The following is a 25,697-nucleotide window of genomic DNA, read 5'->3' on the forward strand; positions in this document are numbered from 1 at the left end:
GACGGTGCCATGACCCACGTACCCAGCCTTACCCATGCCATTTCGATCAACCCGACCACGGGCGAGCAGATCGGCCATTACCCTTTCGAATCCGATTCGGTATTACAGGCCGCGCTGACGCGGGCCGCTGCCGGGTTTCGCGCCTGGCGCAGCAAACCGGTTGAACTGCGCGCGCAGCTTTTGATCAACCTCGGCCAGGCCTTGCGCAACAATGCAGAGGCCATGGCGAACATGATCACCCTGGAAATGGGCAAGCCGATTGCTCAGGCCCGCGGCGAAATTGAAAAATGCGCGCAGCTCTGCGAGTGGTACGCCGAACACGGCCCTGCCATGCTGAACCCGGAGCCAACCCAGGTGGAAGGCGGCAAGGCACACATTGAATATCGCCCCCTCGGCCCGATCCTCGCCGTGATGCCGTGGAACTTCCCCATCTGGCAAGTCCTGCGCGGCGCGGTCCCGACATTGCTCGCCGGTAATACCTTTGTGCTCAAGCACGCGCCAAACGTCATGGGCAGCGCCTACCTGCTGCTGGACGCTTTCAAGCAAGCGGACTTCCCTGAAGGAGTTTTCGAGGTCATCAACGTCACCCCGGAAGGTGTATCCAGGGCGATCGCCGATCCACGCATCGCGGCCGTCACCCTCACCGGTAGCGTGCGTGCGGGCATGGCCATCGGTGCTCAGGCCGGAGCCGCACTGAAGAAATGTGTATTGGAGCTGGGTGGCTCCGACCCCTTTATCGTGCTCGACGACGCGGACCTCGATGAGGCCGTGAAAGCTGCCGTGATCGGACGTTATCAAAACACCGGGCAAGTCTGCGCCGCTGCCAAACGCCTGATTATCGAGCAAGGCGTTGTCGAGGAGTTTACCCGTAAGTTCGTCGAAGCCACCCAACAACTGGTCGTCGGTGATCCGCGGGCTACCACCACCTATATCGGCCCGATGGCTCGCTTCGATCTGCGCGACGAACTGGATCAACAGGTGCGAGCCACACTGGAAGAAGGCGCGACCTTGCTGCTGGGTGGAAACAAGACGGAAGGTCCTGGCAACTACTATGAGCCCACCGTACTCGGCGACGTGACCGATCAGATGACTTCATTCAAGCAGGAATTGTTTGGCCCTGTGGCCTCAATCATCACAGCCCGAGACGCCGCCCATGCGCTGGAGCTGGCCAATGACAGCGAGTTCGGCCTCACCGCCACCCTCTACACACGCAATGCCGAACTCGCCCGGCAGATGGCAGGCGAACTTGAAACCGGCGGCGTGTTCATAAACGGCTATAGCGCCAGCGATCCGCGTGTCAGTTTTGGTGGCGTGAAGAAGAGCGGCTTTGGCCGGGAGCTCTCGCACTTCGGGGTACGCGAATTCTGTAATGCACAGACGGTTTGGCTGGATCGGCGTTAAGGGAGCGTAGTGCTCCGAACTGGCTCAACTTGCCGACTGTTTCTCTGGAGCTCAGAAGTAAAGAACCCGGCTCGGTGGCCGGGTTCTGTTTTCATTCTTGAATGGGAAGGTCAGCTCGCAGTTCCTGCATGGTGAGCAATCCCAGCTTTCTGGGATTGCCACACATCCAGCAGGAACATACCTTCCCATGGTTTGCAAAAAGACCTGCGTTTTTCTCGCTGGTTGACCAGCATTCATACGCCTTTTGCTTTAAATAGAAGCGAGCCTTTATGCGGCGCGTATCGTGTCGTCGTTGAGCTCTAGACATGGTTTTCTCCTAAGCCGAATGCGACGAAGCCCCGGCAGATTTCTCTGGCGAGGCTTTGTTCGGCTCATTCCTAAATACATAGAAATGACAGGATTAAATTAATTTCGCTCTTCCACTCATTGATGTCAACAGGCATTCCACCTCCACGTCGAAAACCCTGAATTATCCGGGACAGTCCGCAGCCTTTTGCTCGCTTCCGATCAGAGGGATCACTTGTTTCAAGAGAATCAGAAACTGCTTATGGAGAAGCGAGAGCGGTCGAATCAATAGTCCGCACGAAGGTTTGGCGCGCCGCCCGTTATCACTCCTTGGCACCGGCGCGATGATTCCCGCAATGCGGCGAGCATGCACTGGGGCAAAGTCGACGACCTGCAACGGGTTCTTAGCCAGCAAATCAATTCTGCGCGACAAACTATACGACGAAATGTATCCAAAATTACACATTTCCGTGCAATCGGATAGAATCCGCGCTTTCAGTTACCAGCACACCAGATGCACGGAAGCTTTCCACCTCAAGGACAGATGATGAAAACATCAATCCCAGCACTTACATCGCTGAGATTCTTCGCAGCTGCGATGATCGTGATACAGCACTCAGCCAGTTATTTCCATATTTGGGAAGATTTCACGAAGACTTTCACCCTCATCCAGGGCGTAACGTTTTTCTTCGTTTTATCTGGATTCATCCTGACTTACGCCCACAGCAACCTTTCAGGCGTAGGAAATTCCATTAAATTTATTTGGGCCCGGATCTCTCGGATTTGGCCGGCCCACATTTTCACAATGGGGTTGCTGTACTACTTGTGGGCATATCCATACGCCACCGGGCTTGTTGTCACTGCTGAGCAGACCTTGTTCAGCGCCACGCTGACACAAGCGTGGAGCCAACTACCATCTAACTTCTTCGCGTTCAACGGAGTTGCCTGGACGCTGTCAGTCGAAATGTTTTTTTACGCATTGTTCCCATTGCTGATTCTCAACTTTTCAAAGACTTGGCATATCAAGCTTGCGATATCGTTTGCCATGGCAATGGCGGCGGTCTTCATCGCGATATCCACGAACGCCCCGGCCTACGCTTCCGGTGACGAGGTAACCACAGCCTCTTGGGTTTATATCTGGCCGCCTGCCCGATTGTTTGAATTCGTCCTCGGCATGGTCGCGGGCAAGGCGTTCCTGGTGTATGGGCACAAGGTAAAGGAGTCAGGGTTTAAATCGGTTGGATTGGTGGCACTTTTGGTGATTCTCGCTGGCTCCTACTATATGCCTGCAATCGGCTGGAGCCTCGACCGACAAGGCTTGATTGGCCCGGCTTTAAAAGGGTGGATAACGGTTAGTAGTTCGTCCGTGTTCTATGCCGTCGGCCTGTTCCTGCTGGCATCGAGCACCGGAATGGTTACGTCGATCTTGAGCTGGCGACCGCTCGTTCTGCTGGGGGAAATCAGTTTTTCCATTTACCTGATTCACCAACTGATTATTCGTTCGCTGATGATCAACCCCACTTGGACAGCGGGAATTGACCCTGTTGTGGTCATGATCGGCTACTGGACAGTCACCATTGTCGCGTCTTATTTGCTGTGGGTCCTGATCGAGAAACCCTCCCAACGCACCATGCTGAGGCTGATAAAGCGTAGACCGGCGACCAAAGCAGAGCTACAAAAAGCGTAAAATAAGGCCCCCGCAACCGCTGCGGCCTTTTCGTTTCATCCAACGAAATGCTTCGTGCCCGGGCCAAACCCGATCACGCCACTGCAAATCTATTTCCCAAGCAGTGTGAGATACGCCTCAAGCTGAGGCGATCTCGCACAATGAGGGCAGACCAGCCCGGAAGAGCTGTTCAATGCGCTTCCAGTCGGGTTGCCTTGTTGTCATAGTTATCTCTGTAACTTAAAATAATGGCGGATTGCCGGCATCGTTAAGGTTCACCCGTTACCACCGATTTGATCTTACAGGGACGAACAATGCATAAGTACACATTGAGCTATGAGCACATCAACACACCAAAAACCAAAACCGGCCAGGCGCCTGAGCGAATAGATGCCCATGAGTTGCTGCTGGAATTGCTGGGAGTGGGCGGTAAAGATGGCCCAATAATCTTCGGGACAAAGTCGCTGCAGGAATCGCTCGAGCTCATGAAATTCAAAAACGTCCGAGTTACCTGGTTGTAGGATGATCCGCCACGAAGAGCTTCCGAACCACGCCGCCAGTTGAAGTATCCCCCCGCTTCTTCGCCATCTCGACTGACTCAGCCGCGGTGGCGCCCATATCCATCGCGGTCATCGCGTGATCCGAGCCGCTACCAATGACGTACGGCCTTTCGAGCCAGATTGGCGTTTTGCAAAGGCCATCCGTCTCGCTGTACCCGGCATAGCAAAGTTTCTCGCCGTCGAACGCCCAGCCTGCAATGGCGCAGATCGCACCGGGCATGAGAAGCGTGCCGGTCATAACACAGATTGACCATGTCTATATCCTCGTAGCAGGCCGCGACACTTGCCACTCGGCGATCAACACCAGGAACGCGCCTACACTGAGATGTACAACGATTGAGAGGACATGGGGCTCCACTCATGCGCACTAGCACCCTTGTGATACTCATCATCAGCTATGCCGTGCTGATGGTGGTTTTTTTCAAGCTAAATGCTCGAAACAATCGACGCCGCAGAGAAAGTCTTTACGAAGCCTTTGAAACTACAATGCGCGAGCATGGGATCAAGTCATTCGAGATCATCAAGGAAAGTATTTATATCGGTAACAACTTTCGGTCATCAGAACTGCACCGGATATTGTTAGACGATTCCGGGCACTACTTTCTTTATTTCCAGGCCAGTGGAACACAGCCAGTTTTCATGCCGCTGACCGAAGAGCGAGCCTTACAAGCTGCACAGGGTGACATGGGAATTCAGGCATAGATCATCGCAACCGCTGATGCTGACCTGTACCAGAGACACATGCAGCCTGCCGATGAGCAGCGAGTAATCACCGACACCACTGCTTCTCACAAGGTATCCCGTCGTTGTCGCCATCCATTTCCATTCCTGGGCAATTTTGCAGAAAGTTTGTGGCCTCTGCGCACGAGGTCATCTGCGAGCAATATTTGCGCCCATCGCATTTGACTGGAGCCGAAACAGGCTTTGGCGCAGTCACGAGCGTAGCGGTGATTTGGGGACTCGATAGCCGAGCTTCAGCCCAGGACTGTAATTGAGGGGAAAACTTCCAAGCCAACAGACCAACAACAAGCACAACCAAAATCAGTTTCATCTTGATCCATCCATGATGAGAGACCGTTTGTGTTCACACGTTGCCTGCTTTCAGCGTAACCCAATAATTCACATACAGCCTGCCAGAGTAGCTGCAAACTGCTACGCGGGACGGAAGGAAGAAGAAAGGCCGGGATCGCAATGTCCCTCTCCTCTGCCCACTCGGTGTGGGCAGTTTTCCATATCGTTCATCGCGGGCAAGCCTGCTCCCACAAGGTTGACGCATATCCTGTGGGAGCAGGCTTGCTCGCGATGAGGCCCTGCAGAAGCCGTATCACACTCAGGCGATAACGATCCCGCCGCTGGACAGACTGTCCAGCCCCACGCCAACCAGCGTCACCGAGTCATTGCCAAACGTCAGCACGGTATCCTGCCCCACCACCGAGGCATGGGTCCGGAAGTCGTCGTTCGGCGTCACGTCCTGAACCCCGAGAAACACCAGTTTGTCATTCGCCTGATACCCAACCACCCGGTCCTGGCCGAACGCGCCGCTGAACAGGAACGTATCGATCCCGCCCCCTGACTCCAGCAGGTCGTTGCCTGCCCCGCCGACAAACACGTCGTTGCCCTTGCCACCGATCAGATGATCGCTGCCGTCCAGGCCAAACAACCAATCACCAACAGCCTGTGCCTTTAGCGTATCGGCCCCTGCACCGCCCTTCACCGTTGAGGCGTACTGTGTCAGTTGATTGCCGATCGCGAGGCCATTGGCGGTCACGCTGTAGGTCACGTCATCCTTGAACAGTCCCCACAGGAAACCCGGCTCTTCGGTCACGATGCTACCGATGTCGCGGGTGATGCTGATGCCGCCATTGGCGTCGCGGATGTACAGGTGGCCGGCGCCGTCATTGGCAAAATCGAAATTCTTCACCGACTGCTGCAAATCGAACACGTTATTGCCCTTGCCGCCCAGCAGGATGTTGTAGCCACCGCTGTCTCGAAAGGTGTCGTTGCCGTCACCGCCGTCCAGATAGTCATTGCCCTTGCCACCCTGAATCAGGTCGCTGCCGTCACTGCCAATGATGAAGGTACTGCCTTTGTGGGTTTCAGCATTGCGGTTCAGGTCCTGGACCCAGGTGTTGGCGCGTGCCGGGTCCGAAAGATTGGCAACGATGATCGTCGAGTCTTTACTGGTGAGGTCGTAGAACTTCGACTCCAGCACCCGGGTCATGCCGTCGCCGTAAGCGGTGGGCAGGTGCGAAATCCAGGTCGGGATGTTGAGGATGGAAAATGGCAGCAGGTTCCACGCCGTCGACGCGTAGTGGTCGTTGAAGCTGACGATGTTGTTGGTCGCCGAGTCTTGATGGGCATCGTGTACGCCGACCGACGCCAGGTTGAACGATGAACCGTCGAGCGCACGGAACACCGGATCGTTTTCATAGCCGATATTCAGCACTTTATCGGTGGCGCTTTGGGTCGGTGAGGCATAAGCGACGTAGTTCGAGTCCTTGAAGAAACCGCCCCATTTATCGTTGCTCAAGTCCGCCAGGCTGTTGACTGCCAGCCCGCCGAGGCTGTGCCCGCTGACCAGTACGTCCTTGCCTGACAGGCCATTGGCGCTGGCGAACGCAGCAACGTCGCCGAACAGTTTTGCGAAGGCCTCGCCTGCGTAGTTTTTCGCATAATCCTGGGGACCCAATGCCGCCAGCAGGTCATTGATCACATCGCCGATGGAGTCGCTGATCTGGCTTTCCCGAGGGCCGCTGGTGCCGCGAAAGGCGATGCCGATTTCCGTGAGATGACCCTGTGCATCGTACTTGCCGAGGATCTCTACCTGAGCGCTGGTGTACCCGGCCTTTTCACCAAAGAAGGTTCCGCGCGCATCCGTCTTGCCGTCATAGCCCAGCTGCGTGGCGGTGATGGGTGTCCAGCCGGCCTTCTGCACCGCATCCAGCGCGGCTTTTTCGGAATCGGGGTTCCAGGGAATGCCGGGAATCACGCCTTGGGAATCGGTGCCGCCAATCAGCGCCGTGACCAGGGTTGCCGGCAAACCTGCGCCGAATCCGTTGTGCTGGTAACCGGTGGCAAAGCCGTTGTCGAGGTTGTGATAGGAATACAGCGTGATTGCCATCGCGTCGGTAAACAACGCTTTGGCGTCTGCTGTGCCGAGGTTTTTGTAGTCGTATACACCCATGGGTATTGCCTCTCTCTCTTTGTTGGAATTGTCAGAGATAGCTCACGACCGGGACGCCTCGATCACGAGGCGTCCCGGAGCATCCAGTGCAGTTGTTTGAACCCGTTACGCAAACACGAACCCGGAAGCCGAAAGGGTATCCAGCCCGACGCCTACCAGGGTCACGGAAAAGTCGCCGACCTTAAGCAGCGTGTCTTGACCGGCCTGTGACGCATGCTGCCGGTAGTCGTAGCCCTGCCCCGCGCCTTCCACGCCCATGAACACCAGTTTGTCGCTGCCCTGGTAGCCATTGATCGCATCGAACCCGAAGGCGCCGCTGAACAGGAACATGTTGCTGCCGCCACCGGAATGCAGCACATCGTTGCCGGCGCCGCCGACGAAGGTCACATGGCCCATGTCGCTGCGCAGCAAATCATCCCCCCCGTTACCGAACAGCCAGTCGCCCACGACACTGGCCACCAGCGTGTTGCCCAAAGCGTCACCGTTGAGCGAATGGCTGTAGTGGGTCAATTCGCTGTCATTGAGCAGACCATTGGCAGTCACGCTGTAGGTGACTTCCTTGCTCCCCCACCACGACCCGGCCTCCTTGCCCACCAGCGCGCCGATGTCCCGGGTCATGCTGATGCCGCCATACGCGTCGCGCACGAACAGCGTGCCGTCGCCGTCATTGGCGATGCTGAAGTTCTGCAACGGTTTCTGCAGCTCGAAGGTGTTGACGCCCTTGCCCCCCGACAAGATGTTGAAGCCGCCGTCATCACGGAAACGGTCGTTGCCGTCACGGCCTTCGATGAAGTCATTGCCGAGGCCGCCCTTGAGCAGGTCACCGCTGTCGGTACCGATGATGAACGTGCTGCCGGTGTGTGGTTCGCCACTGCGTCCGAGATCCTCGACCCAGGTCGAACCCCGTGACGACTGCGACAGGTTGGAAACGATCAGGGTCGAATCCTTGTCGGTCAACTCGTAGAAGCGCGAGTCGATCACCCGGTTCAATCCGTCGGCGTAGCCCAGCGAGCCATGGGCCGACCAGTTCAACGGATTGAGAATGCTGAATGGCACCAGGTTTTGCGCAGTGGACGCGTAGTGATCGTTGAAGTTGACGATGTTGTTGGTGGCCGACGCTTGGTGAGCGTCATGTTTGCCCAGCGAGCCGCTGCTGAAGGTGGTGCCGTCGAGTACCCGAAACACCGGATCGTTCTCGTAACCGATGTTCAGCACGTTATTGCCAGTGGAGCTCTGGGTTGGCGAAGCGAATGCTACGTAACTGGCATCCTTGTAGAAGCCACCCCAATTGTTCCCGCTCAACTCGGCGACGCTGTTGACCCCCAAGCCACCGAGGCTGTGACCGCTGACCAGCACGTCCTCGGCACCGAGGCCATGGGCGATGGCAAACGCAGCCACTTTACCGAGCAGCGTATCGAAGGCGTTTTTTGCGTAGTGGGTCGCGTAATCCACTGGGCCAACCGCCGCCAACAGGTTGTTTTTCATATCGCCGAACGTGTCGTTGTAGCCGAGCCCGCCGGTGCCACGAAAAGCAATGCCGATACCGATCAGATCTCCGGCGGCGTCGTACTTGCCGAGCACTTCGGCTTCGGCGCTGGTGAAACCGTCCTTCTCGCCAAAATACGTGCCCTGCGCCCCGACCTTGCCTTGATACCCCAGGGCATTGGCGCCGATCGGTGCCCAGCCGTTGGCCGGTAATGACTGGCCGGTAGGTGCGTAGGCATACAATGTCAGGGCAATGGCATCGCTGTACAACACCTTGCCCGCCTCGCTGCCGGCATTTTTGTAATCAAACAGTCCCATGTTGTGCTCTCTCTTCCTTCAAGTCAGAACTGCCAGGCCAGGGTCAGGCCCACACCATGGTCCTTTTCCTTTGAGCCAAGCAGTCCGTTGTAGTCCAGGCTCAACCGGGTATCGCGGCCCAGCGCCAGACCGGCCCGAGCGCCGACCAACGCAGCATTGCGATCCAGCGACACGCTCTGCACGGTGAAACCGCTGTTGCCATTGGCGAAAGCCAGGTGGCTTTCGGAACTTGTATTGCTCAGGTTGTGCTGCCAGCCAAGCGTTGCCGCCAGTTCCAGTTGTTTGTCCCCGGACAACGCAAAGGCCTTGCCGGCCCGCACGCCGAGCGTCGACAGCAGCACGTCGCGATTGTCCTCGCCGCCCTTCAGCGCGGCGGCATCGCCCTTCTCGGTGAAGCTGTCGCTGTGCAAGTGCACGTAGGCCAGATTGGCGAACGGCTCCAGCGCCAACGGTTGCAGATCGAGGCGATACGCCGCTTCGGTGAACAGCTGCGCGGTGGTCCCATCGCGTTTGGATTTCTGCTGGCCGCTGACCGCGCCCAATTGCAAGTCGCGTTTGACGTCGATGCGATGCCAGCTATAAGCGCCACCGACGCTCAGACGCAGGGCATCGATTTCATGCCCCAGATATGCACCCAGGTGATAGCTGTCGACCGAGGCCGACGAGTGCGTGCCATCGCCCATACTCAGCGAGCTGTCGCTATAGCCGGTCACAAAACCGAGCCGGGTATCTTCAGCGATCAAGCCGTCGACACCGGCCAGCAAACCGCCGATGGAGCTGGTGGAATCGGCATTGTCATGCCCACCGTCACTCTTGCCCCAGGCGCCGAGCACCTTGAGCCAGGCGTTGCTGCGATCATCGGTCGGTGCGCCGGTATCGAACAGATCGCGCTCACGCAGACGCTCGCCCACCGCATCGCGCAGGTAACGGCTGTCGTTGATCAGCAGCGTGCCGATCGCCGGGTGAATCTCGCCGGACAATTGCTGGAAGGCTTGTTGCGCGACGGCTGCGGTTGGCGACAGCAGCAAGGTTTCGTACAGCGGATTGCCCGCGCCCAAATGCTCGGCAGCCGCGCCGACGGCACGCTGGTTCGGCGTAAGGCCGACACTGGCGAACGACGCGGCACTGCGTTCCACCGCCAGTTGAATACCGTTCGCCGAATAGTCGAGGGTACCGCCGAGGAACACATAATTGGGCACCACCTCACCGAAGCGCCCTTCGATGCCATCAGCCGCCTGCAGGATGTTGTACTGGATGCCGAGCAGGGATTTCGCCTCGCTGGTGGTCAGCAGCGTCGGGCTGTTTTCCAGCGCCAAGCTGACGGTGGCGCCTTCAATCACTGCTTTACCGCCCGCAATGATCTGATCGCTGCGGGTTGGCGATAGCTCGACCGCATAGGTCGAACCGGGTTCGAAGGTCACGTCACCGGCCACATTCAAGATGCCGATGGAGTTGCCCGGCGCCACGGTACCGCCGCCGTTCGCGGTCAGCGCGCCGATCCGCCCGGAACCGCCGAGGGTGCCGCGGTCATTGACGGTAACGGCCGACGTCAGCGAACCGTTGACTGTCAGCAGACCGCCATTGACCGTGGTCGCGCCACGATAGGTGTTGTCACCGGTGAGAATCAGGCGACCGGCGCCGGATTTGATCAGGCTGCCCTGATAAAGCCGGTTGGCTGCCGCTGCATCACGGGCCATGCCGACCGCGTAGTCGGACTGCTCCTGCTGACCGGCACCCGCCGCAACGCCATGCTGCCAACCCTTGTCTTGCAGGGTTTGCTGCCAGGCGTTGTGTTCGGCGAGGTCTTCGCTTTGCCGCTGAATCAGCGCCTTGTCAGAGATGTCGTTGCTCCAGACATCGCTCTGCCCTGCCTCCAGGTTAGCGTCAAACGTTGCGAGCAATTGCCCTGGCCCGCGCATCGCCCTGCCCAGGTTGGCCACACCCCAGCCTATCTGCCCGCCCGGCGCATCAGTGACCGAGCCATCGAGCTGGGTGGCGGTGGTCAGCAACACTTCGAGTGCCTGCTGATTGTTCATATACGGGTAGCGTTCCATCACCAGTGCCAGCGCGCCAGTGGCATGCGGCGCCGCCATCGAGGTGCCGGACTTGATCGCGTAACCGCCGCCGGGAATGGTGCTGTCGATCTTCGCCCCCGGTGTGGTGATACACCAGTATTTGGCGATGCCGCACTGGTTGTACTTCTGCCGATTGCTTTGGTCCAGCCCCGACACCGCCAGCCAATGGCCCTCGAGATCCGGCTGAAAGTACGGCAGCGCCGAACGCACGCTGGCGTTCGGGTAGCCACTGTTACCAGCGCTGAACACGTTGATCACGCCACGGCGGGACACATCGGCAGCGGCATCGAGCCAGGTGCCTTTATTCCAGTGTTGGGCGTAGGCGTTGTGCAGATCGGCCAGTGTACGGTAGCTGACGTCAGGCGGCTGACTGCCCCAACTGTTGTTGATCGCCCGCACGCCAGCATCTGCCAGGGCGTTGTACACCGCGCTGAAGTAGCGCGGATCGGGGTTGGGGCCGAACAGGAAACTGTCGTTCCTGTTGGTGTTGCCGACATGGATTTGTGCGTTGTACGCCACGCCGTGCATGCCGAAACCGTCGCGGGAGGCGCCCATGGTGCCGACCACGTGGGTGCCATGGGAGTCGTTGTTGGCGTTGAATGAACCGTCGACGTTGAACGCTGAGCCATCAACATAAGTACCGCTGGCCATGACCGCGTGATATCGGTCAGTGGCGAATTCGGGATGGGTGGAATCGAAGCCGGAATCAAGGGCGCCGATCTTCACGTTTTTACCGGTGATACCCGCTGCGTAGGCTTGATCGGCTTGCATCCTGCCCAGACCCCAGTCGCGTTGAAACTCGGCGCTGCGCCAACTGGCGGGATCGCCGAGGGTGCCGGTATCCAGCCAGGCCGCGGCGGCCGGTTCCGAGCCCGCGCCAATCAATAGCAACAGCATGCCGACCGGGGCCGGTTTGATGCGTACGTCCATGTTGAACACTCACTTTTTTGTTTTGTGTAGGTTCTGCGGTGTTACCGAGTCCTCGGCCCCTGGCCAAACGCCTCGTCCACCCGAGCCAAATCCTGCTCGCTCAAGGTGCCCGCGTAGTAATGCAACCTGGTCCAGGCCATCAGGTAGTCGTAGCGGGTCTGGGCCAGGTCTCGGCGGGTGGTGAACAGTTGTTGTTCGGCGTTCAGCGCATCGAGGTTGACCCGCTCACCGCCCAGGATGCTTTGCTTGGTCGACACCACCAGCGCTTCAGCGGAAGTCAGGGCTTTTTGATAGGCCCGCAGCTTGCTCACCCCCGACAGACAGGCGCTGAACTGCCGACGTAGCTCGATCAGGGTTTCCCGGGTCTTGCCGTCCAACTCGTACTCGGCCTGCTCCATCGCACGGCTGGCCTGTCGGGTCGAAGCCGAGACCCCGCCGCCGGCATACAACGGCACATTGACTTCGATGCCGATGGTGTTGGTGTCGTAACGCTGGTTGTAGGTGTTGCCGCTTTCGGATTCGTTCTGGCGCACCGTGGCGTAGGCGCTGACCTTGGGCAGGTGCCCGGCGCGGTTGCGTTCGACTTCGTGGCGCGCCACCTCCAGCGCCTGACGCTGGGAGGCCAGGTTCGGGTTATTGGCCACCGCCATCTCGTGCCAGGTGTCGTAATTGGCCGGTTGCAGGGTGAAGGTCTGGAAGTTTTGCTCCAGCGGTGCCAGATCAGCGATGTCGATAGTGGGCACGCCGACGAGCGCACCCAGTTCGCGCAAGGACGCATCCTGTTCGTTACGCGCCTCGATTTCCTCGGCAGTTGCCAGTTCATAGCGCGACTCGGCTTCGAGTATGTCGGTACGCGTGCCTTCGCCCTGGCGAAACATCTGCTCGTTCTGCTGGAACTGTTGCTCGAAGGCTTTTTTCCTGGCCAGGGCAATGTCGATCTGGTCCTGGGCGAACAAGGCCTTGGTGTAGTTTTCCAGCACCCGCACCAGCAACTCCTGGCTTTTGCCGCGAAAGTTTTCATCGGCGAACAACGCCTGCGCCACGCCCTTGCGATAAGCGGCGTAGGCCTCGTAGTCGAGCAACGGTTGTTGCAAGGTCAGGCTTGAGCCGTAACTGCTGTAGTGGCGGTCATCGGTCTGGTTTTGCCGGTGCTCGTTCAAATAGGTGGCCTTGGAAGAGTTGCGGCCCTTGTTGTAGTTGTAACCCACTCTCGGCAACAGCCCGGCGCGGCCGATGGCGCGATTTTCCAGGCCGGCGTCGCGTTCCTTGATCGCGCCGAGGAATACCGGGTCGTTGCGCAACGCCTGTTCGTAAATCTCGAACGGCCCCATGGCCGCTACTGCCGGGTTGCCCGCCAGCAGCAGGAGTGTCGCCCCAAGTATGGAAAGCTTATTCATACAACCGAACATCCTTATTCCTCGGTCAACGCGGAGCCTGCCCGGTCGAGCAGCGGTTTGAACAAATAGTTGAGGAGTGAACGTTCACCGGTGCGCACAAACATTTCCGCCGGCATGCCGGGTTTGATCACCAGACCGTTGAGCTTTTCCATGGCCTGATCGCTGACGCTGCTGCGCAGCACGTAATACGGTGCGCCGGTTTTCTCGTCGAGCATCTGGTCCGCGGAGATCAGGCTGACTTCGCCTGGTACTCGCGGGGTGCGGCTCTGGTTGAACGCTGTGAACAGGATGTCCACCGGCAAGTGCGTGCCAACCTTGTCGACCAGGTTGATCGGCAAGTGCCCTTCCACTTCCAGGCGCGTGCCCTGGGGCACGATCTCCAGCAGAATTTCGCCCTGGCGCACCACCGCGCCGACCGTGTGAACCCCAAGATTGACCGCGACACCATCGGCCGTGGCGAGGATCTCGCTGTGTTGCAGGTCGAATCCGGCGGAGGTCAGTTGCTCCTCCAGGGTCACGCTTTTGAGCTGCGCATCGGCCAGTTGGGTGCGGACTTCCTTCTGATACTCCTCGATGTGTTGTTGCAACTTCAGGCGCGATTCGAGGATTCCCTGCTCCACACGACCGCTTTCACCGGTGTTTTCTGCCAATTGCTGTTGAACTTGCGACAGCTGCCGCTGGTACTCCATCAGCCGGTTGCGCGGGATGTAGCCGTTGTCCGCCAGGGGTTGAAGATTGCTCAGCTGTTGTTGCAGCGAGTTGGCCTGGGCGCTCAGGTCGGTACGGGCGCGGCGCATGCCGGCCAATTGCGCGCCAGCGCCGTCGATGCTGGCACGCAGGGCCGCTTGTTCGCGGGAGAAAGCATCGCGGCGGCTGCTGAACAACTGGCGCTGGCCTTCCAGCACCAACGCCAGGCGCGGATCGGGATCGTTGCTCAGCTCGGTGGGGAAACTCACTTGTTTCAGGTTGTCCCGCTCGCTCTGCCAACGCGCCAGGCTGGCCCAGGCCATGCGGTACTGCGCTTGCAGGGATTGCACGTCGGCGGCGACCTGGGTCCGGTCGAGCTGGAACAGCGGCTGGCCCTGTTTCACCACCTGACCTTCGCGCACCAGAATCTGACTAACGACGCCGCTGCTCATCGATTGCACCGCCTTGCGCTTGCCCGACACCACCACCGTGCCTTGCACCGCAATGCCCTGATCGAGCGGCGCCAGACTGGCCCAGGCGAAGAAACTGCCAGCGCCGACGATCGCCAGAATCCAGCCCAGCCGGGCAAAGTAACGTGCGTCGCGCTCAGGACGTTCCGCGAGGTAATCGTGTTCCATCGTGGCTTCATTTTGACTGTTCATGTGTGCGCGGCTCATACACCCGAGTTCCTTGTCGTGGGCTGATACTGCCGGCTCATGCTGAGCCCGCCCGGCGTCTGTGCAGCTTTTTCACGTTGCTGTTCCTGGGCGCCGGAAAGTGCCTTGAGTACCTCCTGGCTCGGGCCGAATGCCTGCAAGCGACCGTCATTGAGCACCAGCAGCTTGTCGGCCTGGGCCAGCGCGCAGGAGCGATGGGTGACCAGAATCACGCTGGTGCCCTGGGCCTTCATTTGTGCGATCGCACCGGCCAGGGCCGCTTCGCCCACGGTGTCGAGGTTGGAGTTCGGTTCATCCAGCACCACCAGGCTCGGTTGGCCATACAGCGCACGGGCCAGCGCCACGCGTTGTTTCTGCCCACCGGACAAACCGCTGCCGTCCTCGCCGAGTACGGTGTCGTAGCCCTGGGGCAAACGCAGGATCAGTTCATGGACGCCGGCCTGCTGCGCGGCTTCAACGACTTTATGTGCATCGGCTTCGCGGAACCGCGCGATGTTTTGCGCGATGCTGCCGCTGAACAATTCGATGTCCTGTGGCAGATACCCGATGTAGGGACCGAGGTCGTCGCGGTTCCAGCGATGGATATCCGCACCGTCGAGCCGCACCGTACCGCCGAGGGTCGGCCAGACACCGACCAGCACCCGGGCCAATGTCGACTTGCCGGAACCCGAAGCGCCGAGCACCCCCAGCACCTCCCCCGCAGCGAGGCTGAAATTGACCATATGCAGGGTCGCCGCACGTTGCCCCGGAGGACTTGCGCTGACTTGCTCGAAACTGATCTGGCCCTTCGGCGCCGGCAGCGCCATGGCTTCGTCACTCGGTGGAAACGCTTGCAACAAGGCATCGAGACGGCGGTAAGCGAGTTTGGCGCCGCTCCACTGTTTCCACACGGCGATCAACTGATCGATGGGGCTCAGGACGCGGCCCATCAGGATGGAACCTGCAATCATCATCCCGGCAGTCATGTCGCCCTTGATCACCAGCAAGGCGCCAAGGCCCAGTACCAGGGATTGCAGACACAGGCGCAGGGTTTTGCTCAAGGAGCTGATAACGGCACCCGTGTCACTGGCCTGGTTCTGCAGGCCGAGGAAAGCTGAATGCACCTGGAACCAGCGGTTGCGCAAAGCCCCCAGCATGCCCATGGCCTGGATGGTTTCGGCGTTATGCAGGTGACTGGTGGCCAGTTGGCTGGACTTCTGGGAAAAACCCGCCGCTTCGCCCAAGGGATTTTTGGTCATCGCCTCATTGAGCCAGGCCAGCCCGAGCAGCAGCACCGCACCCGCCGTGGCAAAGACCCCGAGCCAGACGTTGAACAGATAGATCACGAACAGGTAGACCGGAAACCAAGGCGCATCGAAGAAGGCAAACAACGCCGGGCCGGTGACAAACTGACGGATGTGCGTCAGGTCGCCCAATGCCTGCCCTGCGTTACCCTCGCCCTTGAAAAGATTACGTTCGAAAGCCGCCTGATAGACCCGCAGGTTGAAGCGCCGCTCCAACTGACTGCCAATACGGATGACGATAAAGCTGCGAATAACTTCCAGCAAACCGATAAAGGCAAAGAACCCGACAACCATCAGCGACAACATGGCCAATGTCGTTTCATTTTGCGAAGACAAGACCCGATCATAGACCTGAAGCATGTAAATAGAGGGCACTAACATCAGAATATTGATCAGTGCGGTGAAACTGGCGACGCTAATCAAAATACCCTTGTAATCACCAAGCGCTCGAACTAGCGGTGCAGCAGGAGTGGTCTTCGCCATCTTCATTAATCTTCCTTGAGTTGATTACTCACAGGCACAACCCATTACGCCATTCGTTAAACGAACAGACCCGCTTTTTAGATAGAGGCATTGGGCCGCCAACTTGACCTGATGCTTTTACTCTGGTGCTCGCTGCAGCGACACATTGAATCCAACAGGCAATGTCAGCTTATAAAACTCACTCTTCTGTCGACTGAAAAATGCTGTTTTCGAACCTTCATGGTTAGTCAACGCAATCCCGTCCGGCTCGGGAAACCAGCCGGAGGGAGCCTGCCCCAGCCAGCGCACCATACAATCGAGTTGCCCGCCCAGCGTATGGTCCAGTTTCAATTCAATCAGGCAACCATTTGACTTTCGGTCCTGCAACAACGCGGACGAGCCTTCCCGGACTTGCCATTTTCCGGCGAGTTCCGACGGGTCCGCTAATTTCAGGCTGTTTGCCATGGTTACATCTCCAAAAAACATCATCAACGTCGCCGAAAGCCATACGCTTTTTTTGCAGGTAAAGACGCGTTGCGTCATAGGACGTTTTACTCCCCACCGTAACTTTGTTCGCAGCGAGGACAGAGGGCGGCGCATGAAGCGCCGTCCTCCTTTCTCACGTCACATCACGCCGCGATGTCAGAGTACGCCGCCTGGCCCACGGTGCTGACCAGGAAGTCAGCCACGCCATGCCCGGAGAAGTCCACCGACAACAGGCTGTTACCGCCCGAATTGCTCAACACCGCATCGCCTGCCGCACCGGTGAATGCACTGACAAAATGCAGGCCTGCGCCGTTGGTGATGCCGGTCAGGTCGATTTTGTCCAGGCCGCTGACAAAATCGAGGATCTGGTCGACCGCACCGGGTTTCGAGTCGCTGCTGGCCGCGAACACGAAAGTGTCCGAGCCGACGCCGCCCCACAACTTGTCCGCACCACCAGCGCCGTAAAGAATGTCGTTGCCGGCACCGCCCTTCAGCTCGTTGGACAGGTTGTTGCCGATCAGCAGGTCGCTGCCCGAACCGCCGATAGCGTTCTCGACAGTGACGCCCTTGGCAATGGAGACGTTACCCACCATGCCGCCAACGTCGGAGAACGAGGCTTCATTGAGGTTGATCTTCTGGTTCTGGGTGAAACCGGAGAAATCCAGAGTATCCTTGCCGCCCGCGTCCCACACCGAGAACACCACTTTATCCGACGATGAAGACGCGCTGAGGAAATCGCGTCCGGCGTTGGAATTGAAGCCGTAGGTGGTGTCGCCGGTACGGAGCGTGGTGTTGGCGCCGTAGAGCTTCTGAATGGCTGCGATATCGTCCATCAGCGGGCCGGACGAATAGGCTTCGACGCCACCCTTGCTGAAGTTCTGACTGGTATTACTTTCACTCCAGTAGCTCATGACGCTGTAGCCGCGGGTGTCTTGCCCGTAGGACGCGTCGTTGTAGGTCGGCGCGCCTTCGCCGGCGTTGTAGTCGCCAGGGTGGGCCAGGCCCAGGGAGTGACCGATTTCGTGGGTCAGGGTTTGCCGGCCATAGTTATTCAGGTCCGGGGTCTTGTTGGGCGTGTAGCTGCTGTTGATCAGGTACCAGGAAGTTCCGTCATAACCGGCGCCCGTGCCAGGCAGGTAAGCAAACGCCGCTGCGCCATCCTGGCCGCCGCTGTAGTTACCGAAGGTCATGTGACCATCGCCGCCGGCAGTCTTGTCAGTGAAGGTGACATTGGCCACGTCCGCCCAGGATTGCATGGCGAGCACAGCCTGGGCTTTCTGTTGCGCGCTGAACTGACTGAACCCGGTAATCCCGTGCTTGTACAGGGTGCTCGACGAGGCCGAGGTCAGGAACGTATAGGTGAGTTCGATTTTGCCGCTGCCGTCCTTGTCCTGGTAGGCAGCACCGTCGCGCAGCAATTGGGTGGCGGCTTGGTCGACGGAGAACGAGGGTTTGCCATTGACCGTGAGGTTGCCACCTCGATCATATTGATGGCTGAAGCTATTGATCTGGTTGAAAGCCGAACTGGCTACAGCCAATGCTTGCAATGGCTGGAATGCCTGTTCGGCGGAATCAATAGCGTGGACTTTTACTTTCGACATAAACACACTTCCTTGTTTAGCTATGGAACAGTTTTTGTCAGATAGCGACAATCTCTGGCGAGATTGCCTTATCACTCGCCCATTGAAGGCGAAAGAAAACTGACACAATTCGAAATCAAACGTCTACTACTTTTTTGACGTCAAATTGTGTTGCCCAAGCAAATGCCCGAAAACAATAGGCGTGATGTAGGCTCTGTTATCTAAAAAATAGGCGGAGCGGAATAATTGTCTGACAATCGACAATTTAATTATTAAATAATGGTAAATTTATTTTGTAGACTACTTCGCACTTCTCACATTTATTCTAGATGTGCCCGCACACTCTTTTCATTGGATTAAACGTTTAGTGAGTTATCTCGGTGGTGTTCTATCCAACACCTTGCGAACCCCTCATTTCACCCTGGATGTGGCGGGTTTTGCGCACTGCCTTACACTGCATTACACCCAATGCGCACGAATGACTGTGCAACGGCTCCCATCAGGCAGATATGACCGGTACGGCTCATGTGCTCACCCTTTGAGTGGGTATTTGATAAGCGCTCCACGCTCATCGCAAAACCCAGTCTATTGCACGGAGACCCGTACGCAGTAGAGATCGTTATTGTTCCGATACTCACGGATCACCCCCTCAGAGGTAACCTTCGACATTTTCCATGGACAGGGCTTCGAGCAACACCTGCTCCAGGATGGCAAAAAAACCTTTGATGTGGGCCTGTTTTAATGCCTGAGGCCGGGTCACCAGATAGACTTCCATATCCGGAAGGTGGAGATCCGGGAACAACCCGATCAGATCCTTCGCCACTATACGGGGCAGTACGGCCACCCCCATGCCTCGCCTCACCGATTCGAGCTGCACGGCGAACGAGTTCACGCTGATCTGCGCGCGGTCCAGACCACCGGCTTTTGCCGCACGCATTTGCGGCAACATGTCCAGCGGGGGAAGCAAGGCAATATTGAGTGCAGTGGCCGGGGTCACCCCTGGAAACCGCTTCAGATAACCTGCATCAGCGAAGACGCCGTAGGCGAGCCGGCCTATGGGTCGATAAATCAGCGACGGCTCACCCAGATGAGCTGTACGTACAGCTATGTCTGCCACGCCGCGGACGATCTTGTGAAAGTCGGCGGTGACCATCAGCTCCACCGAGCAACGCGGGTGTACAGAAGTGAAACGACTCGCGGCTTCCAGCACACAAGACGAGAACCCCTCACCTGCACTGACCAGGACACTGCCAGACAGCTCTGTGTGTAGCTCGGATAAGACGCCAGCAGCGGTTTGACGCCTCAAGCCCGCTTCCGCCGCCTGGGCAACTTCCACGAGGGATTGACCCCGCGAGGTCAACCAGCATCCTTCAACGCCCCGCTCGACGAGCGGCTCGCCCAGTGCGACCTCAAGTTGGGTCAGGCGGCGGGACACGGTAGACGCCGCAATACCCAGCAACTGGCCAGCTTGAAGGAAGCTGCCACGCCGCGAGACTGCCAACAGCAGACGAAGATCGTCCCAATTTGCTTGCAATGCCATGCGTCCTTTCCTCCCTGGTCTGCATATGTGCAAATCCATTATGCAGTAGTCGCTGTTTTTCGGCAGAGGCCTCAAAGGTATATCTACAGGCCCTCGAAACGAATGGAATGGACTGTAATGACGACTGGCCCCAACGACTATGCGCAACGCGCCTCAAGCGCCTTCAATTGCCGTGATGTGGAGGCGATGCTTGCGTTGGTTAGCGAAGACTTCATCTACCTCGACGGCATGGGGATTCAAACCGGTCGCGACGCCATGCGCAAAAGAGAGACTGCGCTGTTCTACGCGTTCCCCGATGCCCAGGTGGCCTTCACCCCATTCATGGTCGCTGACGATCTTTTGGCGCTGACGGCCTTACTGACCGGCACCTTCGCCGCACCCCTGGTGCTGCCAGGCCGGGTGATTGCACCCCATGGACGCCATATTGCCGTGCACTACGCCGCACACTTCACCTTCAAAGACGGACTGGCCATCCGTGAAGAGGTCTACTTCGACAGTGCGGTGTTGATGCCGTTAGCCGAACAGGGTGAGGATTGAGCCATGCGTAGCGCATTTGTTACTGGAGCAACCGGCTTGCTGGGCAACAACCTGGTGCGTGAATTGGTCGCTCGTGGCTACACGGTCAAAGGCCTGGTCCGCTCAAGAGCCAAAGGTGAACAGCAGTTCAACGATCTGCCGGGGGTGGAGCTGGTCGTGGGCGACATGGCCGATGTCGACGCATTCGCGGCATCGCTGCAAGGTTGCGATACGGTGTTTCACACCGCGGCGTTCTTTCGCGACAACTACAAGGGTGGCAGCCACTGGAAAGAACTCGAAAAGATCAATGTCGCCGGTACACGGGACCTGATTCACCAGGCCTGGCGCGCCGGTATACGACGGTTCGTCCATACGTCTTCCATCGCCGTGCTCGACGGCGCACCTGGCGCGTCCATCGATGAGACATGCCTGCGGGCCGATGCCGACGCGGATGACTACTACCGCAGCAAGATCCTCGCCGACCGTGTCGTCCTGTCGTTCCTGGAAGCACATCCCGAGATGCATGCCTGCATGGTCCTGCCCGGCTGGATGTGGGGTCCTGCCGACATTGGCCCAACCTCCTCGGGACAATTGGTCAACGATGTCGTGAACGGCAAGTTGCCCGGGCTGATCCCTGGCAGCTTCTCCGTTGTCGATGCCCGTGATGTGGCATGGGCGCTGATTGCTGCCGCCAAACACGGCCGACGAGGTGAGCGCTATCTCGCGGCGGGCCGGCATATGACGATGGGTCAGCTGGTCCCTGTTCTAGGACGTATCGCTGGCGTCAAGACGCCCGTTCGACAACTACCGCTGCCCTTTCTATACACTTTGGCGGCTGTGCAGGAGATCTATGCGCGCCTGACCGGCAAGCCCATTCTGCTAAGCATGGCTACGTTGCGCCTGTTGATACGAGAGGAGGAGCGCACCTGCTTCAACCACCGAAAGAGCGAGCAGGAGCTTGGCCTGAGTTTCCGGGCGCTGGAGCTGACAATCACTGACACCGTGGCGTGGTACCGCGATCACGGCTGGTTTGAAAAGCACAGTGCTGGCACGCGAGGCGTACCTTGAGTTCCCGAGACCGCACTTCCTGGTCATTTACCACACGCCAGAACAAGGACGTAAATTTGTGAACAGGGAAATAATCCTGATGCGTCACGGCCAGCCAAAACTGGCCGCAACCGACAAAATCTCAGCGCTCGAGATGAAAGACTGGATCGAGCAATACAACCGATCCGAAATTACCCACCACCCGGTCCCGCCTGCCAGCATGCAACTCGCCGCAACCGCCACGGTGATTGTTTCAAGCAGCGCGCCTCGTGCGCTGACCTCCGTCCAGGCGCTCGGCCTGAAGCCTGCACTGGTCGCCGCACTTTTCTGCGAAGCACAACTGCCTTGTGGTCATTGGAAACGGCCAAGGCTATCGCCGTTTACCTGGGCATTTATCCTTCGAGTCTTATGGCTGTGCGGTTACTCACGCAACGTCGAATCCGCCGGCACTGCGAGGATGCGCGCCAGTGTGGCAGCCAAACGATTGCAGTCCCTTGCCAGCGATGGACCGGTTCTGCTGCTCGGTCATGGCATCATGAATCGAATGATCGCCAATCAACTGGTGGCCGACGGATGGGCTCGCCAAAAAGGTACCGGCAACCAGTATTGGAGTGCGACCGTGTTGCGGTACGGCGGTGTGTAAGAGGCGCCAACGGGTCGGCAGAGTTGCCTGTTAAATCGCGCATTGGGCCGGTGACCAAACCGACCCAATGCCATACGAGCTGATCCATTTGCCGCGAATCGACTAACCCAACGTGTTAAGGCACACCACCTTGGGTTGGGTCATTTCCTCGTAGGCAAACCGCACCCCTTCCCTGCCCAGGCTGCCGTACTTGGAACCGCCAAACGGCATCGCATCGAAGCGATAATCGGAAGAGTCGTTGATCATCACTCCCCCGGCTTCGATCCTCCGTGCGGCGCTCATCGCGGTTGCCAGATCATTGGTGAAGATCCCGGCATGCAGGCTGTATTCGGGTTCATTGGCCAACGCGATGGCTTCATCGAAGGTTTCGAAAAGCTGCAATACCACCACCGGAGCGAAGACCTCATTGCGCCAGAGTCGACTGGCGTGATCGACGTTTTCCAACACGGTGGCGGCGTAGCACGATCCTGCACGCCGATGGCCGCAGAGCAACGTGGCGCCCTCTTGCAAGGCCTCGTTCACCACTTGCTCGGCATTCTGCGCGGCTTGCGCCGTAATCATGGGGCCGATATCGGTGTCGGCCAGCAATGGATCGCCGACCACAAGCGCACGGGCCTGACTGACAAAACGCTCCCGGAACGCTTCATAAATCGACGCCTGAATCAGCAAGCGCTGAGTGCCTACGCAGTTCTGCCCCGCGGCCCAAAAGGCTCCGGACACGCAACTCTCGACAGCTGCCTCAAGGTCACAGTCGCCCATGACGATGACCGGCGCATTGCCGCCCAGGTCCATGGTCAGTTTCTTCAACCCGGCCGTGCGGGCGATCTGCTCTGCGGTGACGAAACCGCCGGTGAAGGAAATCATCCGCACCTCACGGGCGGCGACCAACGCCTTGCCCAGTTCCGCGCCGCCGGTGGCGACTGTGACCACTGATTCAGGCAAGCCTGCCGCGACCAGATAAGACACCAGTTTAATGGCCGACAATGGCGCAAGCTCGGAGGGTTTGAGAATCACCGCGTTACCGCCGGCAATGGCCGGGCCGAGTTTATGCGCCACCAGGTTCAACGGATCGTTGTACGGCGTGATCGCAACGATCAGACCCAGAGGCTCACGGGAAAACCAGCCCTGACGCGATTCGGAACCTTCATAAGCGTCGAAAGGCACCACCTCCCCGGCATTGCGCCTGGCCTCCTCGGCCGACAGCTTGAGGGTGTTGACGCAGCGTTTGACCTCCTTTTGCGCCTGTTTGAGGGTCTTTCCGGCCTCGTCGACAATCAGCCTGGCAAACACGCCGGCATCACGTTCGATGTCGATTGCGGCTTGCTCAAGAATGCGAGCCCGACGATGACGTGCCAACGCGGCGCACGCTCGTGCACCACTGCGTCCTGTCTCCAACAACTGCGGAACTTGCGAGGCACAGACATTCGTTACGCTGCCGATGACGGAACCGTCATAGGCGTTAAAGACTTCAATGGGCGGCTCTACGATATCCAGAACCAGGCGCGATAATTTCACAGGGTTTACTCCTGGTTGCGGGCAGTGGATTGATGGATGCTGATGATGTCCGAGAGCAACGCAAACGCTGTTTCCGTGCGCCCGGCTCCAGGCCCCGAAACCGTCACCGCACCAAGCAGTTCGGAAGTAAATGACACCGCGTTGGTCGCGCCACCGACACTGGCCAGCGGATGGTCGTTGTTCAACAGCCGCGGTTCGACACTGGCACTGATCGAGCCGTCGGCGTGGCGCATCGCCGACCCGATCAGCTTCCAGCGAGCACCGTCCTGCCGGGCTTTTTCGATATCGCCAAGGCTGAGGGACGAAATGCCGCTGCATGTGACGTCGCTGACCGTCAGCTTCGCGTCCAGCAGTTCATTCGCCAGGATCACCACCTTGAGGCGTACGTCATGACCCTCGACATCCGCCGTCGGGTCGGCTTCGGCATAACCCAGCGCCTGAGCCTTGGCAACGGCCTCGGCAAACCCCAGGCCGCCTTCCATGCTGGTGAGCACGAAGTTGGACGTGCCGTTTAGAATGCCTTCAAAACCGACAATGGAGCTGCCTGCCAGCGCCTGCCGGGCCAGTCGAATAACCGGCGTTCCGCTCATGACCGAGCCTTCGTATTCAAAGGCGACATGCTTGCGTCGAGCCAGTGCCTTGAGCTCGGCGCCGTGCAAGGCGATCGGGCCCTTGTTGGTGGTGACGACATGCTGGCCGCCCTCCAGCGCCCAACGACAGAACGTCGTCGCCGGTTCTCCGTCCACCGGGTTGGTGAAGGTGGCTTCAACAATAATGTCCGCACCGGAATCCTTGATCACCGCTTCATTGAGGGCTGTGACGTCGCCACCCGACAGTTGCGCCAATGCACCTTTGACTGCCGGCAATTGGGCGAGCGCATTGGCATCCAGCCCTTCGCGGCCAATCACCGAGCCGAGAAACAAGTCAGTCACACCGACGATTTTCAGGGTGAAACCCAGTTCTGTTTTCCACTGTTCGTTACGATCGGCAATCAGCTGAGCCAATGCCCGGTTAACACCACCAAAGCCAACCAGCGCCAATTTGTATTCAGTCATTTTGTTATGCCCTTGATCCGGGGGATGGGTTGTTGGGCACTAGGTTAGGGCTGGGCCCAAGGCAGTGAAATAGGCCAATTTGCTCTATTTTGTGGGCGTTTTGACCAGTGTCAGGACAGAGCTTCGGAATCGGGTAGGAGGCGGACCAATCTTGACCACCACATCCCCCCTGTAGGAGCGAGCTTGCTCGCGAAAAACCGGAGAACGCCGCGGGGTGTCAGGCTTTCAGCGTTATCGTTGACGACCATCGCGAGCAAGCTCGCTCCTACAGGTTTTGGGCCTATAGATAGGGCCTGTTCAACGCCTGTCAGTGTTACTCGATGAAAGCTACAACGCCTTGCGTCGTTGCCTACAGGTACGCCAGAGTCCGCCGGCTTGTGCGCCCTGGAAGCCATCGGGCGCACGCAAAAAAGCCAACACCGGTTGGCTTTTAGCGGTACGAAAAATGGCTACACGACAGACGACAGCACAAAGGAAGTCACGGTATTTTCCACTCCGGGCAACGCGGCAATTTCAGTCCAGACCTTGTGTACCCGCTGCGGGCTCGCAGCGCCCACCCGCAGCATCAGGTCGAACTCGCCGCTCATGACATCGCACTGGATGACTTCCGGAATGGCCCGCAACGCTTGCAGCACTTCCGCACCCCGCATCCGGTCGTAGCGGTAGACGAAAATCACCGCGTTGATGTTCGACGTGGCTTGTCGCCCCTCCCCCGTGCGTACCGTATATCCCTGTATGACCCCGTCGCGCTCGAGTCTTTCTATACGTTGGCGCACAGCATTGCGTGACAGATTGACCTTGGCCGCCAGTTCGGCGTGTGCAGCCCTGGCATTGAGCTGTAGTTCAGCGATGATGTGTTCATCGAGAGGGTCCAGAATTCGCTTCACTTGGCCTCCTGTTGTCGC

The 25,697-nt window shown here is 58.5% G+C and carries 21 protein-coding genes; 7 read left to right on the forward strand and 14 right to left on the reverse strand.

Translation table 11 applies throughout. The features are described from left to right. The first annotated feature begins 9 nt into the window (after positions 1-9). The 3 genes from AC3ITA_RS17850 (at position 10) to AC3ITA_RS17860 (ending at position 3,873) form a co-directional block, all read left to right on the forward strand. Positions 10-1,401, forward strand: a complete 1,392-nt coding sequence (locus tag AC3ITA_RS17850) for an aldehyde dehydrogenase family protein (protein ID WP_489278092.1) — start codon at positions 10-12, stop codon at positions 1,399-1,401. A gap of 832 nt (positions 1,402-2,233) precedes the next feature. Next, positions 2,234-3,373, forward strand: coding sequence for an acyltransferase family protein (locus AC3ITA_RS17855; RefSeq protein ID WP_489278094.1), 1,140 nt, complete (start codon positions 2,234-2,236; stop codon positions 3,371-3,373). 293 nt (positions 3,374-3,666) lie between these two features. Next, entirely contained in the window at positions 3,667-3,873 is a 207-nt protein-coding gene (locus tag AC3ITA_RS17860; RefSeq protein WP_414928703.1) for a hypothetical protein, read from the forward strand. Here the strand turns inward: AC3ITA_RS17860 and AC3ITA_RS17865 are convergent. Continuing rightward, positions 3,860-4,150, reverse strand: coding sequence for a hypothetical protein (locus AC3ITA_RS17865; RefSeq protein ID WP_224790056.1), 291 nt, complete (start codon positions 4,148-4,150; stop codon positions 3,860-3,862). The two genes, AC3ITA_RS17860 and AC3ITA_RS17865, sit on opposite strands and share 14 nt — an antisense overlap. Before the next feature lie 122 nt (positions 4,151-4,272). Here AC3ITA_RS17865 and AC3ITA_RS17870 point away from each other — a divergent pair, with 122 nt between their 5' ends. After that, positions 4,273-4,614 carry a hypothetical protein gene (locus AC3ITA_RS17870; protein WP_095945788.1) on the forward strand — a complete coding sequence of 114 codons (342 nt, stop codon included), beginning with the start codon at positions 4,273-4,275 and terminating at the stop codon, positions 4,612-4,614. A 67-nt stretch (positions 4,615-4,681) separates the two neighbouring features. Here the strand turns inward: AC3ITA_RS17870 and AC3ITA_RS17875 are convergent, their stop codons facing one another. The 10 genes from AC3ITA_RS17875 to AC3ITA_RS17920 form a co-directional block, all read right to left on the reverse strand. Continuing rightward, positions 4,682-4,963, reverse strand: coding sequence for an excalibur calcium-binding domain-containing protein (locus AC3ITA_RS17875; protein WP_095945789.1), 282 nt, complete (start codon positions 4,961-4,963; stop codon positions 4,682-4,684). Positions 4,964-5,242: 279 nt separating this feature from the next. Beyond that, the gene (locus AC3ITA_RS17880; RefSeq protein WP_489278098.1) at positions 5,243-7,096 is read right to left on the reverse strand and encodes a polyurethane esterase; all 1,854 of its coding nucleotides are present in this window, start codon (positions 7,094-7,096) and stop codon (positions 5,243-5,245) included. A gap of 105 nt (positions 7,097-7,201) precedes the next feature. Beyond that, positions 7,202-8,899, reverse strand: coding sequence for a polyurethane esterase (locus AC3ITA_RS17885; RefSeq protein WP_489278100.1), 1,698 nt, complete (start codon positions 8,897-8,899; stop codon positions 7,202-7,204). Between the two features lie 23 nt (positions 8,900-8,922). Next, positions 8,923-11,904 (reverse strand): autotransporter serine peptidase EprS, encoded by a 2,982-nt coding sequence (eprS, locus tag AC3ITA_RS17890; protein ID WP_489278102.1) that lies wholly within the window; start codon positions 11,902-11,904, stop codon positions 8,923-8,925. Between the two features lie 41 nt (positions 11,905-11,945). Then, positions 11,946-13,313: a TolC family outer membrane protein gene (locus AC3ITA_RS17895; RefSeq protein WP_489278104.1), complete on the reverse strand. Its 1,368-nt coding sequence runs from the start codon at positions 13,311-13,313 to the stop codon at positions 11,946-11,948. Between the two features lie 2 nt (positions 13,314-13,315). After that, on the reverse strand, positions 13,316-14,650 hold the full coding sequence (locus AC3ITA_RS17900) for an HlyD family type I secretion periplasmic adaptor subunit (RefSeq protein WP_371918296.1): 1,335 nt from the start codon (positions 14,648-14,650) through the stop codon (positions 13,316-13,318). Positions 14,651-14,661: 11 nt separating this feature from the next. Beyond that, positions 14,662-16,437, reverse strand: a complete 1,776-nt coding sequence (locus AC3ITA_RS17905) for a type I secretion system permease/ATPase (RefSeq protein WP_489278105.1) — start codon at positions 16,435-16,437, stop codon at positions 14,662-14,664. 111 nt (positions 16,438-16,548) lie between these two features. Then, entirely contained in the window at positions 16,549-16,953 is a 405-nt protein-coding gene (locus AC3ITA_RS17910) for an AprI/Inh family metalloprotease inhibitor (RefSeq protein WP_489278107.1), read from the reverse strand. A gap of 86 nt (positions 16,954-17,039) precedes the next feature. Then, entirely contained in the window at positions 17,040-18,497 is a 1,458-nt protein-coding gene (locus tag AC3ITA_RS17915; protein WP_095945797.1) for a serralysin family metalloprotease, read from the reverse strand. Between the two features lie 628 nt (positions 18,498-19,125). Beyond that, complete coding sequence (locus AC3ITA_RS17920; protein ID WP_489278110.1) at positions 19,126-20,016, reverse strand: LysR family transcriptional regulator; 891 nt, start codon at positions 20,014-20,016, stop codon at positions 19,126-19,128. 117 nt (positions 20,017-20,133) lie between these two features. On the opposite strand from AC3ITA_RS17920, the gene AC3ITA_RS17925 reads away from it, so the two are divergent. The 3 genes from AC3ITA_RS17925 to AC3ITA_RS17935 all read left to right on the forward strand — a co-directional run bounded on the left by AC3ITA_RS17925 (position 20,134) and on the right by AC3ITA_RS17935 (position 22,222). Further along, on the forward strand, positions 20,134-20,553 hold the full coding sequence (locus AC3ITA_RS17925; RefSeq protein WP_095945799.1) for a nuclear transport factor 2 family protein: 420 nt from the start codon (positions 20,134-20,136) through the stop codon (positions 20,551-20,553). A 3-nt stretch (positions 20,554-20,556) separates the two neighbouring features. Next, the gene (locus AC3ITA_RS17930; RefSeq protein ID WP_489278112.1) at positions 20,557-21,600 is read left to right on the forward strand and encodes an SDR family oxidoreductase; all 1,044 of its coding nucleotides are present in this window, start codon (positions 20,557-20,559) and stop codon (positions 21,598-21,600) included. 79 nt (positions 21,601-21,679) lie between these two features. Then, positions 21,680-22,222 carry a histidine phosphatase family protein gene (locus AC3ITA_RS17935; protein ID WP_489278113.1) on the forward strand — a complete coding sequence of 181 codons (543 nt, stop codon included), beginning with the start codon at positions 21,680-21,682 and terminating at the stop codon, positions 22,220-22,222. Positions 22,223-22,324: 102 nt separating this feature from the next. On the opposite strand, the gene AC3ITA_RS17940 is transcribed toward AC3ITA_RS17935, so the two are convergent. The 3 genes from AC3ITA_RS17940 to AC3ITA_RS17950 form a co-directional block, all read right to left on the reverse strand. Further along, entirely contained in the window at positions 22,325-23,737 is a 1,413-nt protein-coding gene (locus tag AC3ITA_RS17940; protein WP_095945806.1) for an aldehyde dehydrogenase family protein, read from the reverse strand. Positions 23,738-23,742: 5 nt separating this feature from the next. After that, positions 23,743-24,792, reverse strand: coding sequence for a homoserine dehydrogenase (locus AC3ITA_RS17945; RefSeq protein WP_489278114.1), 1,050 nt, complete (start codon positions 24,790-24,792; stop codon positions 23,743-23,745). Between the two features lie 449 nt (positions 24,793-25,241). Beyond that, positions 25,242-25,679: an Lrp/AsnC family transcriptional regulator gene (locus AC3ITA_RS17950; protein ID WP_008003746.1), complete on the reverse strand. Its 438-nt coding sequence runs from the start codon at positions 25,677-25,679 to the stop codon at positions 25,242-25,244. Between the last annotated feature and the right edge of the window lie 18 nt (positions 25,680-25,697).

The sequence above is a fragment of the Pseudomonas sp. GL_090 genome, from assembly GCF_057837765.1.

What these genes read in the sequence shown, in the direction of transcription:
- AC3ITA_RS17850 (WP_489278092.1), top strand. Translation starts at nt 10, where the DNA reads ATGACCCACGTACCCAGCCTTACCCATGCCATTTCGATCAACCCGACC.
- AC3ITA_RS17855 (WP_489278094.1), top strand. Translation starts at nt 2,234, where the DNA reads ATGAAAACATCAATCCCAGCACTTACATCGCTGAGATTCTTCGCAGCT.
- AC3ITA_RS17860 (WP_414928703.1), top strand. Translation starts at nt 3,667, where the DNA reads ATGCATAAGTACACATTGAGCTATGAGCACATCAACACACCAAAAACC.
- AC3ITA_RS17865 (WP_224790056.1), bottom strand. Translation starts at nt 4,150, where the DNA reads ATGACCGGCACGCTTCTCATGCCCGGTGCGATCTGCGCCATTGCAGGC.
- AC3ITA_RS17870 (WP_095945788.1), top strand. Translation starts at nt 4,273, where the DNA reads ATGCGCACTAGCACCCTTGTGATACTCATCATCAGCTATGCCGTGCTG.
- AC3ITA_RS17875 (WP_095945789.1), bottom strand. Translation starts at nt 4,963, where the DNA reads ATGAAACTGATTTTGGTTGTGCTTGTTGTTGGTCTGTTGGCTTGGAAG.
- AC3ITA_RS17880 (WP_489278098.1), bottom strand. Translation starts at nt 7,096, where the DNA reads ATGGGTGTATACGACTACAAAAACCTCGGCACAGCAGACGCCAAAGCG.
- AC3ITA_RS17885 (WP_489278100.1), bottom strand. Translation starts at nt 8,899, where the DNA reads ATGGGACTGTTTGATTACAAAAATGCCGGCAGCGAGGCGGGCAAGGTG.
- eprS (WP_489278102.1), bottom strand. Translation starts at nt 11,904, where the DNA reads ATGGACGTACGCATCAAACCGGCCCCGGTCGGCATGCTGTTGCTATTG.
- AC3ITA_RS17895 (WP_489278104.1), bottom strand. Translation starts at nt 13,313, where the DNA reads ATGTTCGGTTGTATGAATAAGCTTTCCATACTTGGGGCGACACTCCTG.
- AC3ITA_RS17900 (WP_371918296.1), bottom strand. Translation starts at nt 14,650, where the DNA reads ATGAACAGTCAAAATGAAGCCACGATGGAACACGATTACCTCGCGGAA.
- AC3ITA_RS17905 (WP_489278105.1), bottom strand. Translation starts at nt 16,437, where the DNA reads ATGAAGATGGCGAAGACCACTCCTGCTGCACCGCTAGTTCGAGCGCTT.
- AC3ITA_RS17910 (WP_489278107.1), bottom strand. Translation starts at nt 16,953, where the DNA reads ATGACGCAACGCGTCTTTACCTGCAAAAAAAGCGTATGGCTTTCGGCG.
- AC3ITA_RS17915 (WP_095945797.1), bottom strand. Translation starts at nt 18,497, where the DNA reads ATGTCGAAAGTAAAAGTCCACGCTATTGATTCCGCCGAACAGGCATTC.
- AC3ITA_RS17920 (WP_489278110.1), bottom strand. Translation starts at nt 20,016, where the DNA reads ATGGCATTGCAAGCAAATTGGGACGATCTTCGTCTGCTGTTGGCAGTC.
- AC3ITA_RS17925 (WP_095945799.1), top strand. Translation starts at nt 20,134, where the DNA reads ATGACGACTGGCCCCAACGACTATGCGCAACGCGCCTCAAGCGCCTTC.
- AC3ITA_RS17930 (WP_489278112.1), top strand. Translation starts at nt 20,557, where the DNA reads ATGCGTAGCGCATTTGTTACTGGAGCAACCGGCTTGCTGGGCAACAAC.
- AC3ITA_RS17935 (WP_489278113.1), top strand. Translation starts at nt 21,680, where the DNA reads ATGCGTCACGGCCAGCCAAAACTGGCCGCAACCGACAAAATCTCAGCG.
- AC3ITA_RS17945 (WP_489278114.1), bottom strand. Translation starts at nt 24,792, where the DNA reads ATGACTGAATACAAATTGGCGCTGGTTGGCTTTGGTGGTGTTAACCGG.